The organism is Pseudomonas phytophila, from assembly GCF_025643095.1.
In the GTDB taxonomy this organism is placed as follows: domain Bacteria; phylum Pseudomonadota; class Gammaproteobacteria; order Pseudomonadales; family Pseudomonadaceae; genus Aquipseudomonas; species Aquipseudomonas quasicaspiana.
In genome coordinates, this window is the sequence record NZ_CP081201.1 from 2378556 (window position 1) to 2403864 (window position 25309).

A 25309-nucleotide genomic window follows, 5' to 3' on the forward strand; every position below is an offset into this window, starting at 1 on the left:
GATAGACCTGAATCACCGCAGCCAACACTCAACCGAAGTTCTGCTCAAAAACTCAACCGGCACACACTCCACCAACCACACGCCATTGTCAGCCTGAAAAAACTGCATGCCTGCATTTCTCATGGCTTGAGTGTCTACGGTGAGCAGTACAGGTTTTCCGTACCGCTTGCCTACCTCGACTGCGGTCTCTTGATGTTCCGACAGATGAACATGGTGTCTGCTGCCGGGGATCAGTCCTTGCGCCTCGATGGACGCCATGAAACGCTCGGCGGTGCCGTGATAAAGCACGGCGGGCGGCACTTTTTCGTCAAGTTGTAGCTGAACAAGTGCGGTGCTGTGACCTTGCGCAGCTCTTATACGCTGGCCGTCTTCGGAGACCGTGAAACGCTTCTTTTCATTGGTATCCACCACCTCGAGCAGCATCGGGTGATCAAGCGTGTGACCGTGCTGTCCGGCGTTTTCGATCAGCTTTCCAATGTCTGCCCAGCCGTCGCGATCCAGTGTTAACCCAATGGATTCAGGGCCGTGGCGCAGGACATAGCTGAGGAACTTGCTGAGGTCATCTCGTTGTTTCCTGTTCAAAGGAAATGTCCTTATTCATGAGTGTTCAGGCGCGTTATTGTTCTTGGCGAAACGGGAACAGGCAAGCGCGTCTGTCTTTATTCCCCATTGGAATACGCCCATGAAAATCATGAATTTTATTTAACTCCATGAACCTCGTAGCGTGTCGTCTTCTGCATAAGGAGATGAACCCTTGAATAACCTGCGTTTGTATGTTGACTCGCAATTGACCAGCCCCTACGCCACGTCGGCTTTCGTGGTACTGCGCGAAAAGGGCATCGAATTCGAACTGATTCCTGTGGATCTCGAGGCGTCTGAAAATCAGTCAGCTGATTACGCCAGCCTTTCGCTAACGCAACGGGTACCAACGCTGATACATGGCGACTTTGCACTGTCCGAGTCGTCAGCGATTACCGAGTATCTGGAAGAGGTTTTCCCCGAGTCTCCGGTTTATCCAAAAAATCCCAGGCAGCGTGCAAAAGCGCGGCAGGTTCAGGCATGGATTCGCAGTGACCTGCTACCCATTCGTCAGGAGCGCTCCACGCTGGTTGTGTTCTATGGCGTCAAGGCCGGCCCGTTATCGACAGAGGCCGAGTCCGCAACACGCAAGCTGTTCAGCGCAGCACAAGCACTGCTTGCCGACAGCCCAGAGTACTTGTTTGGCGAGTGGTCAATCGCCGATGTGGATCTGGCCGTGATGCTGAATCGGCTGATACTCAATGGCGACTCAGTGCCGCCCGCACTGGTGGAATATGCCCAGCGCCAATGGCAACGGCCGAGTGTGCAGGAATGGGTCGGTTTGCAGCGTCCGCCGTTGTAGCTGGGTGCCTGTGATGTCCGCTATTGCCAATAGCGGTCATCCGGCCTTGGCAAACGGCAAAAATATCTCAAACCTGGCGCCACCCAGCGTTGACGAGCCCACCGTAATATTCCCGCCCTGGCATTCAATGGAGCGTCGACTGATTGCCAGCCCCAACCCAAACCCGCCCGTGTCGCGATCACGGCTTCTGTCCATTCGGTAAAACGGCTCGAAGATGCGTTCCTGCTCGCTGGGAGGAATGCCTATACCGTCATCCTCGACGCCGAACATCAGGCCGTTTTCAGGATGCCTGCGCGCACTGACTTTGACCTGCTTTTCACAGTATCGAATTGCATTGTTGATCAGGTTCTGGAGCGCGCGTGCGGTAAGGCGAGGGTCGAGTACGAACCGTTCGGGCGTAGTTTCGAATTGCAGAATCAGGCTGAAGTTCCGGCTTTCCTGCTCGTCGATAAACCCGCCCAGAACGCTGTCCAGATACGCCTGCACGGGCACCTCTTGCAGATCCGGAAGTTGATAGGGCGATTGCAGGCGAGTGTACGAGAGCAACTCGTCAATCAACGAGTCCAGTTCCCGTACATGGCCGATCATTTGTTCAAGCCGCAGCTTTGTCGGCGGCTCCAGTGGGTCGGCCATGACCAGTGCCATGCCGAATTCCAGCCTCGATAAAGGCGTGCGCAGTTCATGGGAGACGGCATTCAGTAGCTCTTGCTGCTGATTGAGCAGGCCTTCGATGTCCTGAGCCATTTTGTCGAACACCTGGGCCAGGTCGCCGATGTTCGAGCGCGGTGATATTTGCGTGCGCTCGGCGAGGTTACCCTTGCCCAGCATCATCGCGGTGCGCTTGAGACGTTGCAGGTCGCGCCAGTGTGGTCGCACCCATATCAACATGCAGCCCAGCAGTGCCGCACCCACCAGAATATTCATCAGCCAGTAGATGATGTTGATATCGACCGGGGGATCCGGAGATACCAGCTTGATGACCTTATCACCGGGCAACAGCGTCAAGGCCGTGCCCCATTCGCCGTAATAGCCTCTGCGCACGGCGTTCTTGCCCTGCACGAGGTCGGCGCGCTCGCTGTCGTTCAGGCTCGCATCAGTCAGCGGGATGACCCTGAGCTGCAGGGGGGCAAAGTCTTCATGCAGCTCGCGTTCGAGCGCGGGCCACTGGTTTTGCGGTGTGTGCATGAAACGCACCTGAATCAGCCGCAGCGTGCCTTTGATCTGCTGCTGGTTGTAGGTGACGGTGCGCTCATCGAACAGTTTTAGCACCAGCTCTGGCACGGTATACAGCGCTACGCCGTACGTCACCAGCATGATCAGGTAAAGCCGGGCGAGCATCTTGAACATGGCGATTGATCAACTGTGAAGGTCAGAAGAAGGACAGGGCAGTGAGCGGGTTACTCATCCCATTCGGAACGGCTCAACAAGTAACCTTTGCCCCAGACTGTTTTGATCTTGCGCGGTTCGCCCGGAGCGTCTTCGAATTTGCGTCGCAGTTTGGAAATGGCCACATCCACCGATCGGTCGACCCCGTTGAACTCGATGCCGCGCAGTTGCTGGATCAACTGATCCCGGCTCAGGACTTCACCCACGTGACGAGCAAGTACCAGAAGCAAGTTGTATTCACCTGACGATAATTCCACGTCTTGCTTGCGCCATTGCACCTGACGCTCAGTCTGGTCGATTAGCAACTGGCCGAGCACGATTTGCTGATTGTTTTCGCGAGGTGTGGCGGCCGTTGTGCTTCGTCGCAACAGCGTGCGAATCCTTGCCAATAGCACGCGCGGCTCACAGGGCTTGGCAACGTAATCATCGGCACCGGTTTCCAGACCCAGTATCTGGTCGTCGCTTTTGTCGCGGGCGGTGAGCATGAGAATGGGCAAGCCGGGTTTTTCGTCGCGCAATTGCCTGCATACATGCAAGCCGTCCAGCCCAGGCAGCATCAGGTCGAGAATGACCAGGTCCGGGTTCAGCCGATGCATGCTTTCGAGCGCGCGGTCGCCACGGTTGATCACCTCCACGTTGTATTCGAAGCGCTGCAGGTAGCTGGCAATCAGCTCAGACAGCGCCGCGTCATCCTCGACAAGCATTATCCTGGTCATTCTTCGGGCCGTTTCGCAAAGTGAGCAGCATAACCACGGCATGCCGTATTGGTACGAAGCCTTAACACTTCTTCACATCTTCCCAACACTTGTTTACATGCGCCCTGGCGCGCGTCTTTAGCATGGCGTTATCTTCAGGGGAACGCCATCATGCCGTCTTTTTTTCGTCTCGATCCACGCCGTTTGCTGTTGTGTGCCGGTCTTGTTGCGCTGACCGGCTGTGGTGAGCCACCGGCCCAGCAGCAAATGCCACCGCCGCAAGTCAGCGTCGAGACCGTCAAGACTCAGCCCCTGACCATCACAACAGAGTTGAATGGACGTCTGGTTTCGCCGCGCACCGCCGAGGTTCGTGCGCGAGTCGCGGGTATCGTGCTGCATCGGGTTTATCGCGAGGGCACTGACGTCAAACAGGGCGATGTCCTGTTTCGCATTGATCCTGCGCCGTTTCAGGCGGATGTCGACAGCGCTGAGGCGGCTCTTCGCAAGGCAGAGGCCAACCAGTATCAAACCCGCTTGCAGGCAGAGCGTTACGCCGAGTTGGTGAAGATCAACGCCGTGAGCCGTCAGGAGTCGGAAAACGCCCGGGCCAGCTTTCTGCAGGCCGATGCGGACGTGGCTTCAAGCCGGGCGGCGCTTAAACGTTCACGCTTGAGCCTGGGCTATGCAACCGTTACCGCGCCGATATCCGGGCGTATCAGCAAGGCACTGGTCACAGAAGGCGCGCTGGTGGGGCAGGGCGATGCGACCCCGCTGGCAACCATTCAGCAATTGCAGCCCATTTATGCCGACATCAATCAGTCCACCCGCCAGATCAGCGAGCTGCGCAGTTCGTTGCGCCAGGGCCAGTTGCAGCAACTGGAACAGGGCCAGATCACTGCGACGCTGATCCAGGAGGATGGCAGCCCTTACCCCATAAAAGGCAAGTTGCTGTTCTCCGACCTGACCGTTGATCAAAGTACCGGCCAGATCGTGCTGCGTAGCGAGTTTCCCAACCCGCAAAGCGAGCTGTTGCCGGGCAGTTTCATCCGGGTAAAGCTGGATCAGGCCCGCGTTGAGCAGGGTATTACTGTTGCCCAGCGCGCAGTGCAGCGCGACGCGGCCGGCAAAGCATTGGTCCTGGTAGTCGACGCGGAAGGCAAAGCTCAGGAACGCGCCGTCGAACTGGGTGATGTGCAAAACAACCGCTGGATCGTGAAAGCCGGCCTCAGTGCGGGAGACCGGGTGGTGGTGTCGGGCTTGCAGCATGTTCAGCCCGGAGCGGCAGTGACCGCTGAAGAACAGGGTGCGCCAGCCTCCGCTCAGGAGCACAAATAATGCCGCAGTTTTTTATTGATCGGCCGGTATTTGCCTGGGTCATCGCGTTGTTCATTGTCCTCGCGGGTCTGTTGGCGATACCTAACCTGCCCGTCGCTCAATACCCCAGCGTCGCGCCGCCGCAAATAGAACTGACGGCCACGTATCCCGGCGCGTCCGCCCAGACCATCGATGAAAGTGTGGTCAGCCTGATCGAGCAGGAACTGAACGGTGTTAATCACCTGCTCTATTTCAGTTCCAGCAGCAGCCAGAACACGGCCACAATGACCGTGACCTTCCAGCCGGGCACTGATCCAGAGCTTGCCAAGGTCGATGTGCAGAACCGGTTGAAAGTGGTTGAACCTCGCCTGCCTCGTGCCGTCACTCAGCAAGGCTTGCAGATCGAGGAAACGTCAGCGGGCTTTCTGATGATCGCGACGCTGACCTCCATGGACGGGCGTCTGGATGAAATTGCCCTGAGTGACTATCTGACCCGTAATGTGGTCAACGAACTCAAGCGTCTTGATGGTGTGGGCAAGGCGCAATTGTTTGGCTCCGAGCGCGCGATGCGGATCTGGATCGATCCGCAGAAGCTCGTGGCGTTCAACCTGACACCGGCTGATGTCAGCCTCGCTATATCCGAGCAGAACGTACAGGTCTCAGCGGGGAGCATCGGCGACTTGCCGTCGTCATCCGATCAGGAGCTGACGGCGACGGTCATGGTTAAAGGGCAACTGAGTTCGCCGCAGGAGTTCGCTTCGATTGTGCTCAAAGCCAACCCCAACGGCTCCAACGTAACGGTCGGCGACGTGGCGCGGGTTGAAGTCGGTGGCCAGAATTACAACTTCGCGACCCGCCTCGACGGTAAGGCATCAGTCGCAGTGGGGGTGCAATTGGCCCCTGCGGGCAACGCCATGAGTACTGCGACCCAGGTCCGGGAGAAACTGGATGAGCTGTCGCGGTACTTCCCGGCCGGGGTGAAATACGACATTCCTTACGACACATCGCCCTTCGTCAAAGTATCGATCACCAAAGTCATCTACACCCTGGTGGAGGCCATGGTGCTGGTGTTCATCGTGATGTTTCTGTTCCTGCAGAACATTCGCTATACGCTGATTCCGGCCCTTGTGGTGCCCGTGGCGTTGATGGGCACATTTGCCGTGATGTATGTGGTCGGTTTTTCCATCAACGTACTGACGCTGTTCGGCATGGTGTTGGCCATCGGCATTCTGGTGGATGATGCGATTGTGGTGGTGGAGAACGTCGAGCGGCTGATGGTGCAAGAAGGCTTGTCGCCCAAAGATGCTACCCGCAAGGCCATGACCGAAATCAGCAGCGCGATCATCGGCATCACACTGGTGCTGACCGCGGTGTTTATTCCCATGGCCTTCATGCCCGGCTCGGTCGGCGTGATCTATCAACAGTTCTCAATCTCCATGGCCGTCGCCATTGTGTTCTCGGCGTTCCTGGCCCTTAGCCTGACACCGGCGTTGTGCGCGACATTACTCAAGCCTATTCCTGCTGATTCACATCACGAGAAGAAAGGCTTTTTTGGCTGGTTCAACCGACGTTTTGATCGTCTCAGCGACGGTTATGAAAGCTGGGTGAGCAAGGCCGTGCGCCAGTTGGGCCGTTACATGCTCGTGTTCGTGGGCTTGGTTGGCGTCATGGGCGTGCTGTTCACCCGTCTTCCATCCTCGTTCCTGCCGGTTGAGGATCAGGGCTACACCATCACGGATATTCAGCTGCCGCCGGGCGCCAGCCAGAACCGTACCATCGAAATCGCCAAACAGATCGAAGCGCATAACGCGCAGGAGCCCGGCATCGCCAATACGGTGATGATTCTCGGCTTCAGCTTTTCCGGGAGCGGGCAGAACGCAGCGCTGGCGTTTACCACCTTGAAGGATTGGTCGGAACGGACAGCACAGGATTCTGCGCAATCCATCGCCGATCGTGCCAGCGCCGTGTTTTTTGGCCTCAAAGACGCCATGGTATTCAGTTTGCTTCCGCCGCCGGTAGAAGGTCTGGGCACGTCAGGTGGTTTTGAAGTGCGCTTGCAGGATCGCGGCTCGCAGGGCTACGACGCATTGCGGCAGGCGCGTGACGATCTGCTGGGCAGGATCAGTAAAAGTCCGATTCTGCAGAACGTGCGTGAAGCCTCGTTGGCGGAAACTCCTCAGGTCAACATAGAGGTGGACCGTCAGCAAGCCAATGCCATGGGCATTTCCTTTGCCGACATCGCCAACGTGCTGTCGACGTCGTTGGGTTCTGCTTACGTGAATGACTTTCCGAATCAGGGGCGTATGCAGCAAGTGATTGTGCAAAGTGAAGGTGATCGCAGGCAGCAGGTGGATGACCTGCTGAAGCTGGAAGTCAAAAACAGTCAGGGTCGTATGGTCCCGGTGTCAGCCTTCGCCAAGGTCAACTGGAGCAAGGGACCGGCGCAGCTCAATCGCTACAACGGTTATCCCTCGGTGAGCCTGTCCGGCGAACCGTCGCCGGGTCATAGCACCGGTGAAGCCATGGAAGAAATGGAGCGTCTGGCTTCGGGGCTGCCATCCGGTTTTGCTCTGCAATGGACCGGCTTGTCGTTGCAGGAGCGTATCTCGGGTGGTCAGGCTCCGCTGTTGCTCGGCCTGTCGATGCTGGTGGTGTTTCTGTGTCTGGCAGCGCTCTATGAAAGCTGGGCGATCCCGGCTGCGGTGCTGTTGGTCGTACCGCTGGGGATCATCGGTGCGGTGCTGGCGGTGACATTGCGTGGCATGCCTAACGATGTGTTTTTCAAAGTGGGGCTGATCACCATTATTGGTCTGTCGGCGAAGAACGCCATCCTGATCATCGAGTTTGCCAAAAGCCTGCATGATCAGGGCATGGGCCGGGTCGAGGCGAGCATTCAGGCTGCGCGCCTGCGGCTACGACCGATCATCATGACCTCGCTGGCCTTCATACTCGGCGTGGTGCCATTGGTCTTTGCTTCAGGTGCGAGTTCGGCCAGCCAGCAGGCCATTGGCACCGGAGTGATCGGTGGCATGTTGACGGCAACCCTGGCAGTGGTTTTTGTCCCGGTGTTCTTTGTGCTGGTCATGGGGATGGTGGAAAAGGTCAGGCCGAAGGCGAAAGTCGACGAGGGCATGACGCGTGATTAAGTTGTCGCTGCTCGCCGTTGCCGGTCCCTGAAACCGCGCAGCAAACGGGGACCTGTAGGAGCGCGCTTGCCCGCGATAGCATCAGCACAGTCGATATATTTATTGACTGAAAGACTGCATCGCGGGCAAGCGCGCTCCTACAGAAAAGTATTCCAAATCAGATAGTTTTTTTGGTGAGAGGGCGCCCGGTGTCCGGGAAGCACACATGGACCCTGTAGCAGTGAGCTTGCTCGCTATAGCGGTAGATCTGTTAAGAGGATGCCGACTGGTTATTCAGCAGATGACGCGTCGACCACCATCTGTTCGAATTGCTGAGTCAGTTTTTCAAACCGTGGCGCATCACAAACAGGGCAGAGGAAAGGCATTCTGCGCCCGGTGAACATCGAGGTGAATGCATCACACTTGACGCAACGCAGATGCGTTTTTACGTGCGCAGTCAGCGGTTCTGCGAGCTGCGCGTTTAACTTGCCTGCAAGGAAGGCGATCTGCGTCCGCTGGAATTGATTTGTCAGGCTCAAATACCGAAGGTTCGAGCAGCGAGCAAGGCTGGAGATATCGTCGGTCTCGAGCTTCATATTTGCTATGGAAAGCCTGTTGAGATTGGGAATACGCGATACCGACTCGATTGAGTCAAGGCGCAGCGGCGCCGATCCTCCACCCACATTTCCGGACAGGTGCAGTTCGGTGAGCTCGCTCAAGGTTTCAAGCCCGTCCAGTCGACGCAGTTTTGGGAAGTCTCCAATTGTCAGGTGCGTCAAACCTTTCAACCTGAAAACAGGTTCAAGCGATTCAATTTTAGTCGCCCATTCCAACCGTAACTGGCGCGTTCTGACAAGCGTCTCGATCCCGTCGAGTGTGGGCAGTTTAATGTTGTAAAGGCGTAACTCAGTCGCGATGCACCTGGACAGAATGACAGGCCATACTTTGGCTGAGATATTCCTGAGATCATGCTCGTTTCTTTCTGCCAGTTCGTGTTCGGCGAATTCTCTATCGAGCAGTAAAGCCATTGTCCGGATCTACCCAACTGTTTCATGACGTGAGTGAGTGTTTAGGGCGCCCGAGTATAGGCATGCTCGCGATTCACCGGATTGATTTGAGGTCAGGTTCCGCTGTTTTTAGAGTGAGCCCCCAAGCGTTACTCAATACGGGACACCCAGGTTGTGGTTATCCCGTCTGACTCAGGAGGTAGCTCGTTCAGCAGAACGGCTTCCTCGTCACCTTGATTCAGGAAAATGATGAAGTCTCCGGTCGTGAAGAGGATCTTGAAACCCACCAAGTGTCCTTTTTGATTTGGCCATGTATCAACCATTCCGATGACGTCTTCAACGGCAACATTGACCAGATGAGAGGCCTCAAGATCCTGAAGTAAATCCTCTCTAAGCCACGAGCAGGTGTCTCCAGATTCAAGGTCGAAGGAGATGGGCGGTTCAAGCGGGAGCAAATCCGCACCCACGCTTTCACCGTTACTCAGCAGATACATTGACAGGTAACCGTGCTCGCCGAGTTGCCACTCGATCGACCCTTTACCGATCAGACATTTTTCGCCATTGAAATAATATTGATCATGCAAAATCCCTGACACTTTCCGGCCAATCAACGTGCGCGCGTTAATGAGGTTCTGGGCGCTTCTGTCTGGTTTTGATGTCATGCGGGCGTTCACCAGAGAATGATTCCTCGGAGGTTGGATCCGGCTGTAATGACCATACTCGCAGGCAAGTCACTGATGGCTAGCGCCCGTAAGCCGCCTGCAATTGTGCCGCCGTCAATGGGTCTTCAAACGGCACTGGTACTGACTTCACCGAGCCGTAGAGGTTGCGGTAACGCCAATAGTTGCCATTGCTGGCTAACTGATAACCGCGCTCTACCACTCGCTGGCCATCCAGCACATAGCGCAATGTCTCCTGAGCAGCTTCGGGCGGTGCCGGGAGCATCAAGTCGGCGGTCAGCACGCGCATTGATTCGTCGATGCACTCGTCGAGGGCCGCTGTGACCTGCTTCAAATCCAGGGAGCCGTCATCGATGCAACCTTTACCACAGCGCCGAATGGGCTGGCTGGTGACTTCGATGCGCATGCGATACAGCGCTGAACCGGCAATGTCCTGCACCTGCACCTGATTGATCAGCACGAAACTGCCGCGATCAGGCGTAAGCATCAGTTTCGGCTCGATCACCAGGCGTGCGCTGACGTTGCCTGTGCCCTGTTTGAGGCCTGCCGCTAGCGAGGCTTGCTGAAAGCGCTGTTCCAGACGCTCTTGCAAAGGCACGCCACCCAGTAGCTCGGCCAACGGACGCGACTCTTTGGCGGCGGCCGTTTCTGCATCTCTCTGCAAGCTACCGCTGCCCATCTGGGTATTGATCAGGCTGGCGACCAGCAGACCCGCGAGCCCGGCAGCATTACCCGAACTCGCAATCAGATTATGGCTCGCCGTCGCAGCCTTCTGCGCCGCTTCGGAGTCGACCACGGTGCTTGCACCGACAAATGCCTGCGGCAGTTGCATGTCGACCTTGACTCCGTGTGCCTGGACGTAGGACACAGCCTCCTGAGACTTGAAACCGGTCTGTGGCGCGGGCTTCTGAGCACAACCGGCGAGCATGAGCAGCACCAGCGCCGTGGCCGCTGTCGATAGGCTTTTCATTATTCGAACGGGGTAATCATTTGCTGACGGCTTGTGTCCATCGCCTGATAGAAAGCGTTGGTCAGATTGGTATAAGTCGGCTCATCCCACTCGCCCTGAGCGGCCTGCACTACGGCGAAGGGTTTGAACCACAGCAGTCTGTTGTCAGCCAGATCGACGACCATACCTTGTCCACCTATCTGCGCCATGGGCACGCTGGTCGGTACGATGCTGTAATAGCTTCGGGTGGCTCCGGTGCCCTGGATGTTGACCAACAGCAGACGGTCTACGCCATAAGCTGCCTTGATCGGGCTCAGGTCACGGACTGTGTAGCCTTCACGGAAACTGACTTCTTTATAGGTCTTCAGATCCACTGGCTCATTGATGCGCTTTGCCTTGTAACCCTTGGCTTGCAACTTGGCAACGATGGCATCCGGCAGTGTATTGAGGTCGCGCACCTGCCATTTTTCGACATTCCCGCTGAGCTTGCTGTTCATACCCGTGTTGATGGCTAAATCCAGAAGCCCCTGATTGCCGGTCAGCACCAGCGCAGGCTCGGGTACTACGTTGATCGCCACGCCGATAACCGGTTCTTTGGCATCCCAGAATTGTTTATCAAGCGCTACCGGCGGTTGAACATGGGCGCAGCCGGTGAGTGTCAGGCAGGCAAGCAACGTCAGTGCGGCCATGGTGCGCAGAGTATGAAGATTCATGTAACAAGTCCCTTTGATTTAAAACGATGATGCCTCTATCGGCAGCAACTCCGATAAATGTAGTGGCACTTTGGTTTTATTTTCATTTTCAGCGTGTTGGCATGTGACAGCGTATTGATCAGGGCCAAAGCAGCCTGTTCTCGGAACATCCCGGAAAAGATTGCTATCAGGCCTCAGGTTTCCGTCAGCTCGGAAGCCTCGATTAAATTTGGCACTGTGTAGGTCTATGGACGAACCGGAGAAACTCTTCTTCAGACTGTTTTTCAAAATATTTCGACATGAAATCCACTGAACTAACGCGTCGGCACAACGATCCTTTTCTTTGCGCAGTCAGCGCGACCCTGTCTGCCAGTGCATTTGCGCTGAGTATTGCTCAGGGTCGCTCAACGATAAGGAGCCGCCGTGACCGTTACTACTCACCCCCTTTACCGGACTACACCTAGCCCGCTACACGCGATCTTGCTTGCCGGTACCGTCCCGCTGTTTCTCGGTGCTTTGCTGAGTGACATCGCTTACGCCCAGACCTACCAGATTCAGTGGGCCAACTTTGCCTCCTGGCTGATTGCCGGAGGGCTGCTTTTCTGTGGCTTGGCGTTGTTGTTTGCACTGGTCAATCTGATCCGTGCGGACCACAAGGCAGGCCGTCCGGTCGCTTATTTCCTGCTCCTTCTGGTTACGTGGGCGCTGGGCCTGATCAACGCGTTCGAGCATGCGAAGGACGCTTGGGCGATGATGCCGACAGGGCTGATTTTATCGGTAGTCGTAACGCTGCTGTCCGTTGTTGCGGCGTGGACCGGGCTTACCAATCTGCGTTCGGGAGGTGCGGAATGAAGCATTCAGGCGCATTGACTGTTTTGAGCATGTCGTTGTTTTTGAGCGCCTGTGGTGGCGATGGCGAAAGCACCCAGGCACGCGGTCCTGATCCAAAGCTGCCGGAACCGCAACGCACGCTACTGCCGAGCATGAAGATTGCCGAGCCGGTGGCCTGGGGTGATCAAAAGCCCACTGTTCCCGAGGGCTTCAGCATCACCGCGATTGCGACTGACCTGAGGATTCCGCGTCAGACGCTGGTCCTGCCCAACGGCGATATTCTGGTTGCAGAAGGACGTGGCGGCAGCGCGGCCAAGCTCAAACCCAAGGACGTGATTGCCAGTGTGATCAAGGCCAAGGGCAACACCCAAGTCAAAGGCGGCAACCGTCTGACCTTGCTGCGTGATGCTGATGGCGACGGCAATTACGAGTTGAAGACGCTTTTCGCTGAAGATCTCAACGCGCCTTATGGCCTGGCCTTTGCTAACGGCAAGCTCTATGTCGCCAATCAGGACGCATTGGTAAGTTTCGATTATCAGGACGGGCAGACCAAAGCCAGCGGTGCTCCCACCAAGCTCACCGACCTGCCTTCGCAGATCAACCACCACTGGACCAAGGCGCTGACGATTAGCCCGGATGGCCGTTACCTGTATGTCGGGATCGGTTCGAACAGCAACGTCACTGAGCGCGGTATGGAGGTCGAGATCGACCGTGCCATGGTCTGGCAGATCGATGCTGAGACCGGGGCGCACAAGCCTTATGCAACAGGCCTGCGTAACCCGACGGCGCTGACCATTCAGCCTGAAACCGGGAAATTGTGGACGGTGGTCAATGAGCGTGACGAACTGGGGCCTGATCTGGTGCCTGATTATCTGACGTCGGTGAAGGAGGGCGGTTTCTATGGCTGGCCTTACAGCTATTGGGGCCAGAACGTCGACCCGCGTGCGCAACCGCAGAATCCTGAAAAGGTCGCCTCGGCTATCAAACCGGATTACAGCCTCGGCTCGCACGTTGCTGCACTGGGTGTCGACTTTTCCATCCCGGCCATGGGTGACAAGTTCGCCAACGGTGTTTTTGTCGGCGAGCACGGCAGCTGGAACCGTCCGAATCCTGTGGGGTACAAGGTGATCTTCGTACCGTTCAATAATGGTATCCCTGCGGGTGAGCCGGTTGATTTTGCGACTGGCTTCCGGGGCGCGGACGGGAAAACCCGCGGTCGTCCGGTGGGTGTGACGGTGGACCCGAAAGGTGCGCTGATCATCGCCGACGATCTTGCCAACACCGTCTGGAGAGTGACGCGTAATCGTTGAGTCCAGTGCCCCGAGGTGAGGAATATCGCCTCGGGGCAGCTTTTGCACAGGTCCTATCAAATAGTATTCAACTATCTGATTTTGAATGATTTTTTACCTGTAGGAGCGCGCTTGCCCGCGATTCGGTCTGTCAGTCGATGAATATATCGGCTGTGCTGACGCTATCGCGGGCAAGCGCGCTCCTACAGATCCCTGTTTGCTGGTAGACAGCGCGGTGCCCCGGGCGCCGGGCAATGTAATTCTCAAACGAGCAACATCGGCTCAATACTTCCAGGTCACCGACGCCGTCAGGTTGCGCGGTGCGCCGTAGTTGGTTGAGCCAGCAGCCTGATACAGCGACAACAGGTATTTCTGATCGGTGACGTTGTTCATGTTCAACGATGTGCTCCAGTGATCATCGAAGTCATAGCTGGCCATCAGGTCGACCAGCGCATAGGCGTCTTGCCGAACGTTGCTGTTGGTGTCGACTTCAGTCCCGCTTTGCCACTGGATGCGAGTCCCGACCCTGGCCTGAGGCAGGGCTGGCAGGCGGTAGGTCAAGCTGCCGCGCACGGTATGAGTGGGGATGTACTTGCGCGCCTCGTCGCCATTTGCATCCTCGATTCTTACGAAGGTATAACCGCCCGTCAGTTCCAGACCGGGCAATGCTTCACCGGAGGCTTCCAGTTCCACGCCACGGCTTTTGAAGTCGGCGCCTCGGTACACAAATTGACTGCCTTGTATTCCGGCGTACTCAGCGACGTTTTGTTGGTCGGTCTTGAACACGGCAGCCGTTACCGTCAGCCGCTCGTCGAGCAGACGGCCCTTCACGCCAACTTCAGTGCTTTTGCCTTCAAGTGGCTGCAGCACTCCGCCACTCACACTGAGGGAGTACTGAGGTTTGAATATCTCGGTCCAGCTGGTGTACAGACTCCACTGAGGGGTGAGGTCATAGACCAGACCGGTGTAAGGCGTCACCTTGCCGTGTACGCGGGTATTGTGTGGCGAGCCATAGCCCAGGCCATCACCGTCAGCACTGAGCATGCGTGCCCCGGCGATCCAGTGCAGGTCATCGGCAACGCTGAAGCGCGCGCCGGCGAACAGGCTTTTCTGGGTATCAGTGAAGAGTTGGGTATTGAGGTCATTAGTGAAGTTAAAAGGCGGTTGCACAACGTTCCCGCCCAGCGCGTCCTCAAGGCTGGTTTTGATGAAGCCGGAAGCGTCCAGGTAGTGGCCGCGCTCCTTGTGATGGGTGCGGCCGTAATTGGCGCCTACGGTCAGTTGGTGCTCGCGCCCCAACAGGCTGAAAGGCCCGGACAACTGAGCCTCTCCAATGACCTGATGTTCAGTGCTTGTGGTCCGGTTGACGTAGGCAGAAATGTCAGTGGCTGCCGGTATGGCGTACAGCATCTTGGTGTCCTGATGCTGACTGACTCCGGTCAGGGTGATCTTGCTGGCCCAGCCGTTATCGAAGTCGTGGGTCAGCTCGGCGAAGGCACGTTTGGTGTGGATGTTCCAATAGGTCCAGTCCTGGCCAACGCTGGAGCTGCGGCTGCTGTAGTGAATACGATTGCCTGCGAAGTCGGCAATGGGCAGGGCGCCCCATGTGCTGCCGTTTGAGTAGCTGTCTTGCTGGGAGAACCCCACGGTCAACGTGTCGGCGTCGGACAGATCAAAAGCCAGCAGGCCTGCTGCCACGTTGACTTCATGGCTATAGCGGTCGAGGTAGGAGTTACCTTTGTCGTGTGCCGTGATGAAGCGGCCGCGCACATTACCGCTATCGGTTAGCGGGCCGGAAACATCCAGCCCCAGTCGACGGTTGTCCCAGGAACCGGCACTGGCATCGACTTTCGCCTGGAATGTATCGGTAGGCCGCTTGCGAACGAAATTGACGGTAGCCGACGGGTTACCCGCACCACTCATGAGTCCATTGGCGCCATGCAGCACGTCGATTTGTTCGAACTCGGTCATGTCCTGATCACCGAGCAGCACGCCGCCAGAAAATGGCATGCCCATGCCATCGTATTCGAAGTTATCGATGGTAAAGCCGCGTGAGGTGAAGGCAGTGCGATCAGTCTCGAACTGTTCGACGGTGACCGAGGGCGCGCTGCGCAGGGCTTCTTTCACACTGTTGAGTTGGAAATCGTCCATTTGCTCGCGAGTGACGACAGTCACCGCTTGCGGAGTCTCCCTGTCGCTCAGGCCCAAGCGGGTAGTGCTGGAGACGGGTTTGCCCTGATAGCCGAAACTCTGGATGCTGTCCGGGGTGATGCGGTATTGAATCTGCGTGGCGGGCAGGTTCATTGCGTTGGTGATCTTCGCCTGGGCGACCGGCACCAGATAGACCGTCATCGCGTCTGTGCGGGAAAAGCTGTAGCCGCTGCCTTGCAGCAACCCGGCCAGGCCTTCTTCCGCCGAGTACGAACCTACCACCGCATTACTGCGCAGACTCGCATCGAGGTCGCCATCCAGCAGCACGTTTTGCCCGGTTTGCTGGCTGAACACTAACAAAGCCTGGCGTAACTGCTGAGCGGGAATATTCAGTGACAGCTTGTCGACGGAGCTGCCAGCAGCATTACCTTGTGCCGCATGTGCCTGAATGGCTCCAACCAGCAGCATGCAGGCAAGTACCGCGCCGTGGGCGCCAAGTCGCCATTGCATGCCGGTTTTACGCCCAGGAGTGTGGTGCTTTGCCATTCAGGTTGTTCCCTATGAGATGCGCATGGATATGCGAACAGCTATCAGTCACATCTAAGACGGATGACCTTTGGCAATACCTGAAGGTGTTTTGAAATATTTGTAGCGGGTGTCTGTTGAAGGTCGAGGTTAGGGGGTGGAAAACTTCGTGGGGCTTGGTTTAGCCGGAGGAATGCCTCGCGGCTGTCTTTGACGATCATGCGGCGTGAATGATGGTCACAAGGTCGGTGTAGCTCGTGATCCTCACTGCCAGGGCCTTGGAAAGCACATCCAGCATCTGGTCAGGTCGATTCAGGTTGAGAATCAGACTGACCCGTCGCGCCGCCAGTTGTGGGTCCGCGATGAATATTCTGCCTTCTCGCCAGCGCTGAAGTTCGCTGACGACCGCGCTCAGCGGTTTGTCGAAGAACACCAGTCGACCATTGCGCCAGGCGAGCACCTGATCCAGCTCCGCGTGCTGGATCTCCTCCGCCCGATTGACACTGAAACGCAATGAAAGGCCTTCTCCCAGGTCCGTTTGCTGGCTCGCGGTCACCACGCGTACGGTGCCTCGACTCACGGTCAGCAACGTGCTCTCACTGTCGCATGACAGGCAGAACTCGCCGTTGTTGGCCAGTACCCGACCGGCTTCTGTGTTGATCGAAAGCTCGCCGACAGCGGCTGGCACAACGTTGAAAAATACTTCGCCCTGCAGCAGTTCCACGGCCCGTTGTGTGGAGGAAAAGTCGATGTTCAGCGCGGTGTTGCCGGCGAGTTCAACCGTAGACCCATCGGCCAGACGTATCGTGCGCCGTTCACCCACGGCGGTCCGCAAGTCAGCAAACGGTGACCCGATGCCCTTGAGCCAGAGCGTTGTTGCACTGGCGGTGACGGCCACAGCGCATGCCGCTACACCCAGTCCGACAAAGCGACGCCGGGATAACTGATTGCCGACCGCAGGAGCTGGCGGTTTAGCCACAAGGGCTGACGCTGCCCACAGTTTTTCCAGTCGGGCATACGCCTGAGCATGCAGGGGATCAGCGTCGAGCCATGCTGCCAGCGCTTCGTGCTCGGTCGGAGTCGCTGATCCGCCGTGCATCAGCGCAAACCACACGCTGGCCTGATGGCTCACGTCATCAGGCTGCGCAGCGGAGGGGTGAAGAATCGGAGGTTCAGCGCTCATAGGGCAATCAATTCAGGATGGGCGGGTGCTGTCGGCGCAGTGTAATCCAGCACGCCTGCACTCGTCCGCTGCCGGTTTGCCAGGTTGCCTGGTTTCAGTCGAGTAAAGGGGCTCACTCGGGCATCCCGATTTTCAACAAATCCAGGGCTCTGACCATTCGACTGAAGGCGGTTTTCGAGGAGATCCCGAGGCGTTCGCCAATCTCTACATAGGTCAGGCCTTCGACCCGCACCATCAGGAACACCTCACGACAGGGTTCCGGCATGTTCTGAATCACTTCATTGAGTGCCGACAGTTGTTGATTGGCAATGGCCGCTTGCTCCAGCGTCGGGGTTCGCTGTTCGGCTTCGCTCATGTCCTGCAGATCCAGCGGCTCGCCTTTGCGATGCTCCTGACGTCGGGTGTGATCGATAAACAGGTTACGGGCACTGGAGAACAGGTAGGCGCGAAAGTTTTCGATGCGTGTCCGGCCCATCTGCTCTGACAGGCGGATGAAGGTGTCCTGCGTCAGGTCGGCAGCGGTCTCTTTGCAGCGCAAGCGACGATCCAGATAAGCCTGAATTTCTCCGCGATGGGCGAGATATAACGCCTTGAGATCTGAGCCGGACATGAGGCCACCTTAACTGGCATGGAAGCAAGCGCGGCAAAATATCACAAACGAGAATCATTTGCGCTAGTGAGGTTTATTGGTTGCTTGCCAGGCAGGCGCCTCGGTCCGTCAGGCACGCCGCGTTACCGTTCTTCGCGGGCGAGCCCGGCTCCCACAGAGATCAGCGGTATCTGTTGGAGCGTTGCTTGGTCTGGGCGGCACTCCGACGAAGCAGGCGCCTCGGTCTGTCTGGCAAACCGCGTTACCTTTCTTCGCGGGCAAGCCCGGCTCCCACAGGATTGCGTAAGTCTATGGGGGAGATTCTATGTTCGCCTGCAAGCGTCGATCCCGGTGGGAGCGAATTCATTCGCGAAGAGGCCGGTGAATGCGCAGCCTTTGTATCGAATAAAATACCGCCTTCCCGAATGAATTCGGTCCCACCGGTCCTGCATGAGCTTGAGATGTTACCAACTCGGAAGTGAGGCTTGCCCGAGATACAGGCGCCTCGGTCCGTCAGGCACACCGCGTTACAGTTCTTCGCGGGCAAGCCCGGCTCCCACAGGGATCAGTGGGGTGCTTTTTGCTACGACCGGATCAGCTCCCGCACACGGGAGGTGAGGGTGTCGATGGCGAAGGGTTTTGTCAGTACTTGCATCCCCGGGCCGAGTTGTTCGTCGCCGATGGCAGCATTTTCGGCGTAGCCGGTGATGAACAGGGTTTTCAGCGTGGGCCTGACTTCCCGGCCCGCGTCAGCCATCTGCCGACCGTTCATGCCGCCCGGTAGCCCTACGTCAGTGATCAGCAGGTCGATGTGTACGTCGGAACGCAGCACTTTGAGCCCGGCGACGCTGTCACCGGCCTCGATCACGCGGTAGTTGAGATCGCTGAGGACGTCCATCAACAGCATGCGCACCGTCGGCTCGTCATCCACGATCAGAATGGTTTCGCCAGAGTCCGCTGGCGCAACCGATGTCTTGTCCGACTCGCCTGGATCTTCAGTGGCTTCACCGTCGTAACGGGGTAGGTAAATGCTGATTTTTGTACCCACACCGACCTGCGAATGGATGCGCACCTGTCCGCCCGATTGCTTGGCGAACCCATAAATCATGGACAGGCCAAGACCCGTACCCTGGCCAATCGGCTTGGTGGTAAAGAACGGGTCGAAGGCTTTTGCGATGACTTCAGGCGTCATTCCAGTGCCGGTGTCCGTGACACTCAGCGCTAGGTACTCGCCTTCGCGCATTTCGTGAGTGCTGGCCGCGTCACGACCCATGCACAGGTTCTCGGTCTCAATCGTGATGCGTCCGCCCTCCGGCATGGCATCACGGGCATTGATACACAGATTCAGCAGGGCATTTTCCAGTTGGCTGCTGTCAACCAGCGTTGGCCAGACATCCTCTTTGCCTGCAAATTGCACGGCGATGCTCGGGCCCACCGTGCGCTGGATGAGTTCACCCATGCCCACCGTCAAGGCATTCACGTTGGTTGGCCGCGGATCGAGGGTTTGCCGACGGGAGAAGGCCAGAAGGCGATGAGTCAACGCAGCGGCGCGTTTTGCAGCTCCCTGTGCCGTGCTGATGTATTTCTCGGTTTCGGTCCAGCGGCCCTGAGCGATTCTCGAGCTCATCAGCTCAAGGGCACCGGAGATACCGGCCAGCAGGTTATTGAAATCATGCGCCAGCCCGCCCGTCAGTTGGCCGACTGCTTCCATTTTCTGCGACTGACGCAGTTTCTCTTCCGCCTGCATCAGCTCGACGGTTCGCTCAGCGACACGTAGCTCCAGTGTTTCGTTGAGTGCACGCAACGCGGCAGTCGCCCGGTCACGTTCGGCTTCGATGGAGCGCCGGCTTTCTACGTCGATGACCACGCCCGGCAAGCTTGCCGGGCTGCCGTCCGCTGCCAGATCGACCCGTCCGTTGGCTTCGATCCAATAGTATTTGCCATCGGCGCGCCGCACGCGGCACTGATGAACGTAGGCACCACCCTTGGCCAACGCCGTGCTGATTGCTTCCTCATGACTGCGCAAGTCTTCCGGATGAACAGAGTCAGTCACTTGCGCGATGCTCAGCCCTTCAAGCCCCAGCGCCGGGTCAAGTCCAAAGGCATGTGAGAAGCCTTCGTCGATGGTGATGCGGTCGTTGGGTACGTCCCAGTGCCATGTGCCGATAATAGCGCCGGCTGCCAGTGCCAGTTGCACACGCTCCACGTTTTGCCGGGCAATCGCTTCGCTGACCCGCAAGCGTTCCTGAGCGTTGCGCCGCTCCGTGACGTCACTGAAGATAATCGCGATCTGTCTGTCGGCAAGGTCCCCCACGCTGACGGCCCGCACGTCAAACCAGCGTTTGAAAGCTTCGGCATAGTTTTCGAACGTGGCTGGTTCCCCGGTCTTGGCAACATGCCCGTAGGTCTCGAACCAGAAGCGCTCCAGATCCGGAGCGAATTCAGTCACCCATTTGCCGCGCAGGTTGACCCCGGCCTGACGTTCGAAAGCGGGGTTGGCCTCGACGAAGCGGTAGTCGATCGGCTGGTCGTCGGCATCAAACTTGACCTGGACAATCGCGAACGCTGACTCAATCGTTTCCAGAATGGTTCTGAATCGGTCTTCACTTCGACGCAAGGCGTTTTCTGCCGTGCGCATCCGGGACAGGTCGAGCATTGCGCCGATCATCCGTACGGCCTGGCCTTCGGCGTTGCGTATCACATGCCCGCGATCCAGGACATCGGCGTAGGAGCCATCCTGACGACGGAAGCGGTAACTCTCAGTCCAGGCACAGTCGGTGCCATCGATCAGAGCATGGATAGAGTCGTGGATACGTACCCTGTCATCCTGATGAATCTGGGCGATCCACCACTCACCGGTGGTCTCGATAGTGGCCAGGGGGTGACCATAAGCTTCTTCCAGTGCTTCGTTCCACAGCACTTCGTTGGCGAGCAGATCCCAGTCCCAGATGGCATCGTTGGTCGCTTTAGCCGCCAGTCGATACCGCTCCTGGGTTTCTTCTATCGCCAGGCCTGCCATGTGCTCGTTGGTGCGGTCGCGCAAAATCTTGACGAAGCCAAGGTGGGCGTTGTCATCGTCATACAGCGGCATCATCTCGCCGGATGCCCAGAACTTTTTATGACCCTTGCGCAGATGCCACCGCTCATCCAGGGCCCGCCCGTCCTTTAGGGCATAGCGCATCTCGCGTTCTATCTGGCCGCTGGCGCGGTCTGCCGGAGTGAAGAAGCGTTCAGCTGTCTGGCCCAGCATTTCGTCGCTGGTCCAGCCCAACACCAGTTCGGCACCAGGGTTCCAGTCGGTGATGATCCCGTCCGGACTGGTCACGATCATCGCGATGTCGATGGCGCTTTCGAAGATCGCCTGCTGGCGTGTTTCGCTGCTGGCGAGCGCGGTGGGGCTGTCCTGCACTGAGGATGCTGCACTCGCTGCTGTGTCACTAGCAGGTTCGGCGGCGCTGCAATTGATCGGCATTTCAACGGGATGCTGTGGATTGACTCCAGCGTCCTCAAGGACTTTGCTCAGGCGCACGACTTCAGCCTCAAGCTCTTCGCGAGTCAGATCTTTCAAAGCATTTCCCACGTTGGCATTGTTGCTCCTTGATGACCGTATCAGGTCAGAAATACCGGGTTCGCGCACGCACGAATCCTCTGTAGCGCAGCTGGCTATCCCGATTCTTTCTAATAAACAAAGGCGTTGATCAGGTCGTTAACGCGTTTATGACTTGTCCGGATTGAAGTCAGTTCCAATGCTTCTTTGAGCAAAAGCAAAATTGGGCTACCGGGCGCGGGAGTAGCGGGCGGGCTGAATTAAGGTCGCAGAAACAAAAACGCCGCTTTCTCGTTATCGAGACAAGCGGCGTTTTCTTTAGACGAGCAGTCTTGTGACATCGCTCGTTTATTCAACTGAAGATCACAGTGTGCTGTTACTGCGCGGTTTTCAGCTTGATGACATCACCGGAGATAGTGGTGGTGTAACCACTCAGAACCCAGGCCCAGAACCAGTTTTCCTGAACTTGAGTGTTGATCATCGCGTCACCGCCTTTAGCGTCGATGGCGGATTTCTGGGCACGGACGAAGCGGCTGTTCTGACGGATCGGGATAATACCGAACAACATAAGGCCAGTAGCGCTTGCTTCGCTGTGACCCAGAACGGTGTATTGGTTGCTGTCGTAGTGCGGGGATTTGATCGCGGTGCCGGTGCAGCCTGCCAGGGCAAGACCAAGAACTGCGGACGCGGCAACTTTGCTGATGTACTTCACTGGTGAAAACTCCATAGCGGAAAACCCGGGATCCAATTTCTCGGGGGCGACACTTTAACCGCACTTCCTACAGATTGAAACGATGCTTCCTACAAGGGTTAGCGCTATGTCATGCATCGCTGCGTGGGGATAGAGCGTAATGCAAAGTTGCGGATCCGGATGGTTAATGTGCCTGGGCTGAATCGTTACGCGTGTCGACCACGCGAATGCTGTCGCGCCCCTCACGTTTGGAGGTGTAAAGCGCCGCATCACCCTGTTCGATCAATGCCGCCAGGCTGGCAGGAGGGTGCTCGAAGAGGTTGGCACCGATACTCAGGGTAACCGCCTGAGGCGTGATGAAAGTTTGTGAGGTGGTTGTGTGAAACTGGCTGCGCAGCTCATTGCCGAGCGCCAGCACCGTCTCGCGAGAGGCGTTACTCAACAAAATGACGAACTCATCACCGCCCAGTCGTGCCGCCAGCGCGCCTTCGGGCAGAACTGAGCGGACCATCTCGCTCAGGGTGACCAGCAATCGGTCGCCTGCATTGTGCCCGAACAGGTCGTTGACCAGTTTGAAGTTGTCGATATCAATCAGCAGCAGAGCGCCGGGTCGAGCGCTTGTCACCTGATCGAGCAGGCGCGGAGCCCGGACTTCAAGTGCCCGGCGGTTATACAGCGCCGTCAATGGATCTCGGGCGGCCAGCCGGGCGATACGCTTTTCTCGCCGGTAGCGTTCGGTTCCGGTCATGGAAAGTGCAATCAGCATGATTGCCATGGCGCCTTCAACGAGTGAAATCTGAATGATCTCGCCACGAAACGCGGCGAGGTCGATCAATGTGCCCGGCAATACTGCCGGTATCGCCTTGGCAATATAGAAAAGGCCATGAACCATTAGCACGTAACGTAGCTGAACGGCTCCGATACTCAGCGAGCTGCCATGGGGACGCAGGAGGGCGCTGGCTCTCAACGTCAACAGGGCTACCAGCAGAGAGTTGACCACCAGCATGACTTTCGACCACGACGGATCGGCTGGCAGTAGAAGCAGTACAAGCCAGGCCACGGGAATCAGGTACCAGGTCCGTGATAGACGCGTTTCCGTAAAACGTGCCACACCTAATAAAAACAGGGCGTGGGCCGCCACCAAGAGGCCGTTTGCCACCCATATGCCGATCAGCAAAAAACCGCTCGCGCGCAATAAGGCGAGGGTTGATCCTAAGCTGATCGTTGCGAAACCGGCACTCCAGAACAGGAGTGAAGACTCACGCACAGTGCGCCACTCGACTGCCAGATAGAGTGAGGCCGCTGCGGCGAGTGCGATGGTGAGGACCAGCAGCGTGGGTGGATCGAGCGACATGAATCGGTGGGCCTTTCTGATGTTGGATAAGGGCAGGATTGTATGCGTTTGCGCAGATATTTCAGAGCGCCGGATACAACATTTCTGCGAGGCAAAAACCATCGGTGCGATAAAAGTGAATTTCTCTGTCGGCGCTGGCTCGATAAGTAACGGCACTGCCTGAGTAATCCGATAACCCCTATCTTTTCTGCGGCGAGAGCTTTTATTGCCAGGAGTATTCGATGACCACATCATTCAAGACAGGCGACGCCGTGCGCTGGAACTCCGAAGCAGGTGAGATCCATGGCAAAGTGACCAGGATCCACACAAAAGACGTGGAGTTCATGGGCAAACACCGACCGGCCTCGAAAGATGATCCTCAATATGAGGTCAAGAGTGACAAGACCGGGCATCTGGCGATGCATCACGGCGGGGCATTGCATCGAGCTCGATGAATCAGCCGTCGCGCATTGCGACGACTTGCACACCAAGGGGGGTTACGCGCAAGACCTGGCAGCACTGCGCGCCGCCAGTGGCCGCGCCAGGCTGAGCAGCCCCAGCAACGCCAGTGCTGCGCCGACCCACAGCGGAGCACGCAGGCCATAGCCTGCATCAATGGCAGTGCCTCCAGCCCAACTGCCGAATGCAAGCCCGGCGGTTATCACCGAGGTGTGCAGTGTGTTGACCAGCGCACCGGGCTCAGCGGCCTTCATCACACGTGCGACCATTGCCGGGTTGAGCGCCACGCCTGTCAGGCCCAGCAGGATGAAGCAGGTCAGGTTCAGCCAGAGGTGATCGCCCGCCAGCGCGAAGCCCGTCAACGCGAGCACCAGCAAAAGCAGACCCCAGCCGAGGGCCTGAAAGGTGTATCGGTCCGCGATGCGCCCGACGATCATGTTGCCCAGCAGATTAGCCAGGCCATACAAGGCCAGCATCGGGGCGACATGGCCCGGCTCCAGACCCACTTCCTGAATCAGGATCGGAGTGCAATAACTGAAGGCTGCAAAAGTTGCACCGATAATCAGGCCGCTGGTGACGTAAGCGCCCCATAGGCTCGGGTTTTTCAGTGTGGCCCACTGTCGGCTTAGCGCCGGTTCGCTGCCTGCTTCACTGGTCGGCAGGCGCGCCGCCGCAAGGGCACTACAGATCAGCGCCAGGCCTACGACCAGCCAGGAGCTGGCACGCCAGCCATAATGGTGCTCGACCCAGGCAGTCATCGGAACCCCTGCGACCGGGGACAGCATCAGGCCCGCGAGCACCACCGACACGGCGCGACCTCGAACTTCGCGCGCGACCATTCCTGCACACACCGTGAGGCATAGCCCGATGCACGCGGCGCTTGCCACGCCCATCAGGATTCGCGCAAAGGCCAGTACGGGGTAGCTTGTCGCTATTGCGGCCAGAATCCCGGCGGCTACATAGACCGCCAACAGTCCAACCAGCGCACGCTTGTTGCTGATGCCGCGGCTGAGCAGTAATACCGTGACAGGAGGCCCGCCCAATGCCATGCCCAGGGCATAGAAGGCGATGAGGTTGCCTACTTGCGCCAGGCTGACCGAAAAGGCATCGGCCAGCGCAGGCATCATCCCGGCAACCATGAATTCTGCGGTCACCAGAGAGAAAATCGTCAACGCCAGCAGGTAGACGTCAGGCGGTAGTTTGGAGCGGTGGGTCATGCTGGTCATATCGGTTGCAGGTATCTCGGTCTTGAACAAGGCCCGCTACCCTAGGCAGAGTTGATCAAATGGTCAAATAACTGTTGGGTATAGCGCCTGCCTTGCAGACGGCCAGAAGCGGCCCATGAAGCCGCGCGGTGGCTCATCAAACAACATGCAAGCCATTGGACTGAAATGCATTTTCTGTAGGAGCTGCCGAAGGCTGCGATGCGTTTCTCCTGATACACCGCGATCGCAGCCTTCGGCAGCTCCTACAGATCCTGTG

At 57.5% G+C, this 25309-nt stretch carries 20 protein-coding genes; 6 read left to right on the forward strand and 14 right to left on the reverse strand.

What is annotated here, in order from left to right; translation table 11 throughout:
* Window positions 1-12 precede the first annotated feature (12 nt).
* The gene (locus K3169_RS10700; RefSeq protein ID WP_263271388.1) at window positions 13-582 is read right to left on the reverse strand and encodes an RNA 2'-phosphotransferase; all 570 of its coding nucleotides are present in this window, start codon (window positions 580-582) and stop codon (window positions 13-15) included.
* Between the two features lie 172 nt (window positions 583-754).
* On the opposite strand from K3169_RS10700, the gene yfcF reads away from it, so the two are divergent.
* Window positions 755-1381, forward strand: a complete 627-nt coding sequence (gene yfcF, locus K3169_RS10705; protein ID WP_263271389.1) for a glutathione transferase — start codon at window positions 755-757, stop codon at window positions 1379-1381.
* Window positions 1382-1417: 36 nt separating this feature from the next.
* Here the strand turns inward: yfcF and K3169_RS10710 are convergent, their stop codons facing one another.
* Window positions 1418-2728: an ATP-binding protein gene (locus K3169_RS10710; RefSeq protein WP_231666615.1), complete on the reverse strand. Its 1311-nt coding sequence runs from the start codon at window positions 2726-2728 to the stop codon at window positions 1418-1420.
* Between the two features lie 50 nt (window positions 2729-2778).
* Entirely contained in the window at window positions 2779-3483 is a 705-nt protein-coding gene (locus tag K3169_RS10715; RefSeq protein WP_231666614.1) for a response regulator, read from the reverse strand.
* A gap of 150 nt (window positions 3484-3633) precedes the next feature.
* Here K3169_RS10715 and K3169_RS10720 point away from each other — a divergent pair, with 150 nt between their 5' ends.
* Together K3169_RS10720 and K3169_RS10725 are read left to right on the forward strand one after the other, a co-directional pair.
* Window positions 3634-4797, forward strand: a complete 1164-nt coding sequence (locus K3169_RS10720) for an efflux RND transporter periplasmic adaptor subunit (protein WP_231666613.1) — start codon at window positions 3634-3636, stop codon at window positions 4795-4797.
* Window positions 4797-7922 carry an efflux RND transporter permease subunit gene (locus K3169_RS10725; RefSeq protein WP_263271391.1) on the forward strand — a complete coding sequence of 1042 codons (3126 nt, stop codon included), beginning with the start codon at window positions 4797-4799 and terminating at the stop codon, window positions 7920-7922. The genes K3169_RS10720 and K3169_RS10725 overlap by 1 nt, the downstream gene beginning before the upstream one ends.
* Before the next feature lie 269 nt (window positions 7923-8191).
* Here the strand turns inward: K3169_RS10725 and K3169_RS10730 are convergent, their stop codons facing one another.
* The 4 genes from K3169_RS10730 to K3169_RS10745 form a co-directional block, all read right to left on the reverse strand.
* On the reverse strand, window positions 8192-8929 hold the full coding sequence (locus K3169_RS10730) for a protein phosphatase 1 regulatory subunit 42 (protein WP_263271393.1): 738 nt from the start codon (window positions 8927-8929) through the stop codon (window positions 8192-8194).
* A 128-nt stretch (window positions 8930-9057) separates the two neighbouring features.
* Complete coding sequence (locus tag K3169_RS10735) at window positions 9058-9582, reverse strand: hypothetical protein (protein WP_263271394.1); 525 nt, start codon at window positions 9580-9582, stop codon at window positions 9058-9060.
* 67 nt (window positions 9583-9649) lie between these two features.
* Window positions 9650-10558, reverse strand: a complete 909-nt coding sequence (locus K3169_RS10740) for a hypothetical protein (protein ID WP_231666609.1) — start codon at window positions 10556-10558, stop codon at window positions 9650-9652.
* A complete protein-coding gene (locus tag K3169_RS10745) occupies window positions 10558-11250 on the reverse strand; it encodes a hypothetical protein (RefSeq protein ID WP_231666608.1) in 693 nt (230 codons plus the stop codon). The genes K3169_RS10740 and K3169_RS10745 overlap by 1 nt, the downstream gene beginning before the upstream one ends.
* A 402-nt stretch (window positions 11251-11652) precedes the next feature.
* Between K3169_RS10745 and K3169_RS10750 the strand changes: the two genes are divergently transcribed.
* A complete protein-coding gene (locus K3169_RS10750; protein WP_027899270.1) occupies window positions 11653-12081 on the forward strand; it encodes a DUF2231 domain-containing protein in 429 nt (142 codons plus the stop codon).
* Window positions 12078-13370: a PQQ-dependent sugar dehydrogenase gene (locus tag K3169_RS10755; protein ID WP_122705293.1), complete on the forward strand. Its 1293-nt coding sequence runs from the start codon at window positions 12078-12080 to the stop codon at window positions 13368-13370. Before K3169_RS10750 ends, K3169_RS10755 begins: the two co-directional genes overlap by 4 nt.
* Before the next feature lie 261 nt (window positions 13371-13631).
* On the opposite strand, the gene K3169_RS10760 is transcribed toward K3169_RS10755, so the two are convergent.
* The 6 genes from K3169_RS10760 to K3169_RS10785 all read right to left on the reverse strand — a co-directional run bounded on the left by K3169_RS10760 (window position 13632) and on the right by K3169_RS10785 (window position 23389).
* The gene (locus K3169_RS10760; protein WP_231666607.1) at window positions 13632-16046 is read right to left on the reverse strand and encodes a TonB-dependent siderophore receptor; all 2415 of its coding nucleotides are present in this window, start codon (window positions 16044-16046) and stop codon (window positions 13632-13634) included.
* A gap of 196 nt (window positions 16047-16242) precedes the next feature.
* Complete coding sequence (locus K3169_RS10765; protein WP_263271395.1) at window positions 16243-17208, reverse strand: FecR family protein; 966 nt, start codon at window positions 17206-17208, stop codon at window positions 16243-16245.
* Window positions 17209-17320: 112 nt separating this feature from the next.
* Window positions 17321-17818 (reverse strand): RNA polymerase sigma factor, encoded by a 498-nt coding sequence (locus K3169_RS10770; protein ID WP_263271397.1) that lies wholly within the window; start codon window positions 17816-17818, stop codon window positions 17321-17323.
* Window positions 17819-18380: 562 nt separating this feature from the next.
* A complete protein-coding gene (locus K3169_RS10775; protein ID WP_411567046.1) occupies window positions 18381-21269 on the reverse strand; it encodes a PAS domain-containing protein in 2889 nt (962 codons plus the stop codon).
* A 451-nt stretch (window positions 21270-21720) separates the two neighbouring features.
* Window positions 21721-22056, reverse strand: coding sequence for a hypothetical protein (locus K3169_RS10780; RefSeq protein ID WP_027899264.1), 336 nt, complete (start codon window positions 22054-22056; stop codon window positions 21721-21723).
* Between the two features lie 163 nt (window positions 22057-22219).
* Window positions 22220-23389: a GGDEF domain-containing protein gene (locus K3169_RS10785; protein ID WP_122396531.1), complete on the reverse strand. Its 1170-nt coding sequence runs from the start codon at window positions 23387-23389 to the stop codon at window positions 22220-22222.
* Between the two features lie 221 nt (window positions 23390-23610).
* On the opposite strand from K3169_RS10785, the gene K3169_RS10790 reads away from it, so the two are divergent.
* The gene (locus K3169_RS10790; RefSeq protein ID WP_027899262.1) at window positions 23611-23823 is read left to right on the forward strand and encodes a DUF2945 domain-containing protein; all 213 of its coding nucleotides are present in this window, start codon (window positions 23611-23613) and stop codon (window positions 23821-23823) included.
* Between the two features lie 42 nt (window positions 23824-23865).
* Here K3169_RS10790 and K3169_RS10795 read toward each other — a convergent pair whose 3' ends face one another.
* Window positions 23866-25083 (reverse strand): MFS transporter, encoded by a 1218-nt coding sequence (locus tag K3169_RS10795; RefSeq protein WP_317633757.1) that lies wholly within the window; start codon window positions 25081-25083, stop codon window positions 23866-23868.
* Window positions 25084-25309 lie beyond the last annotated feature (226 nt).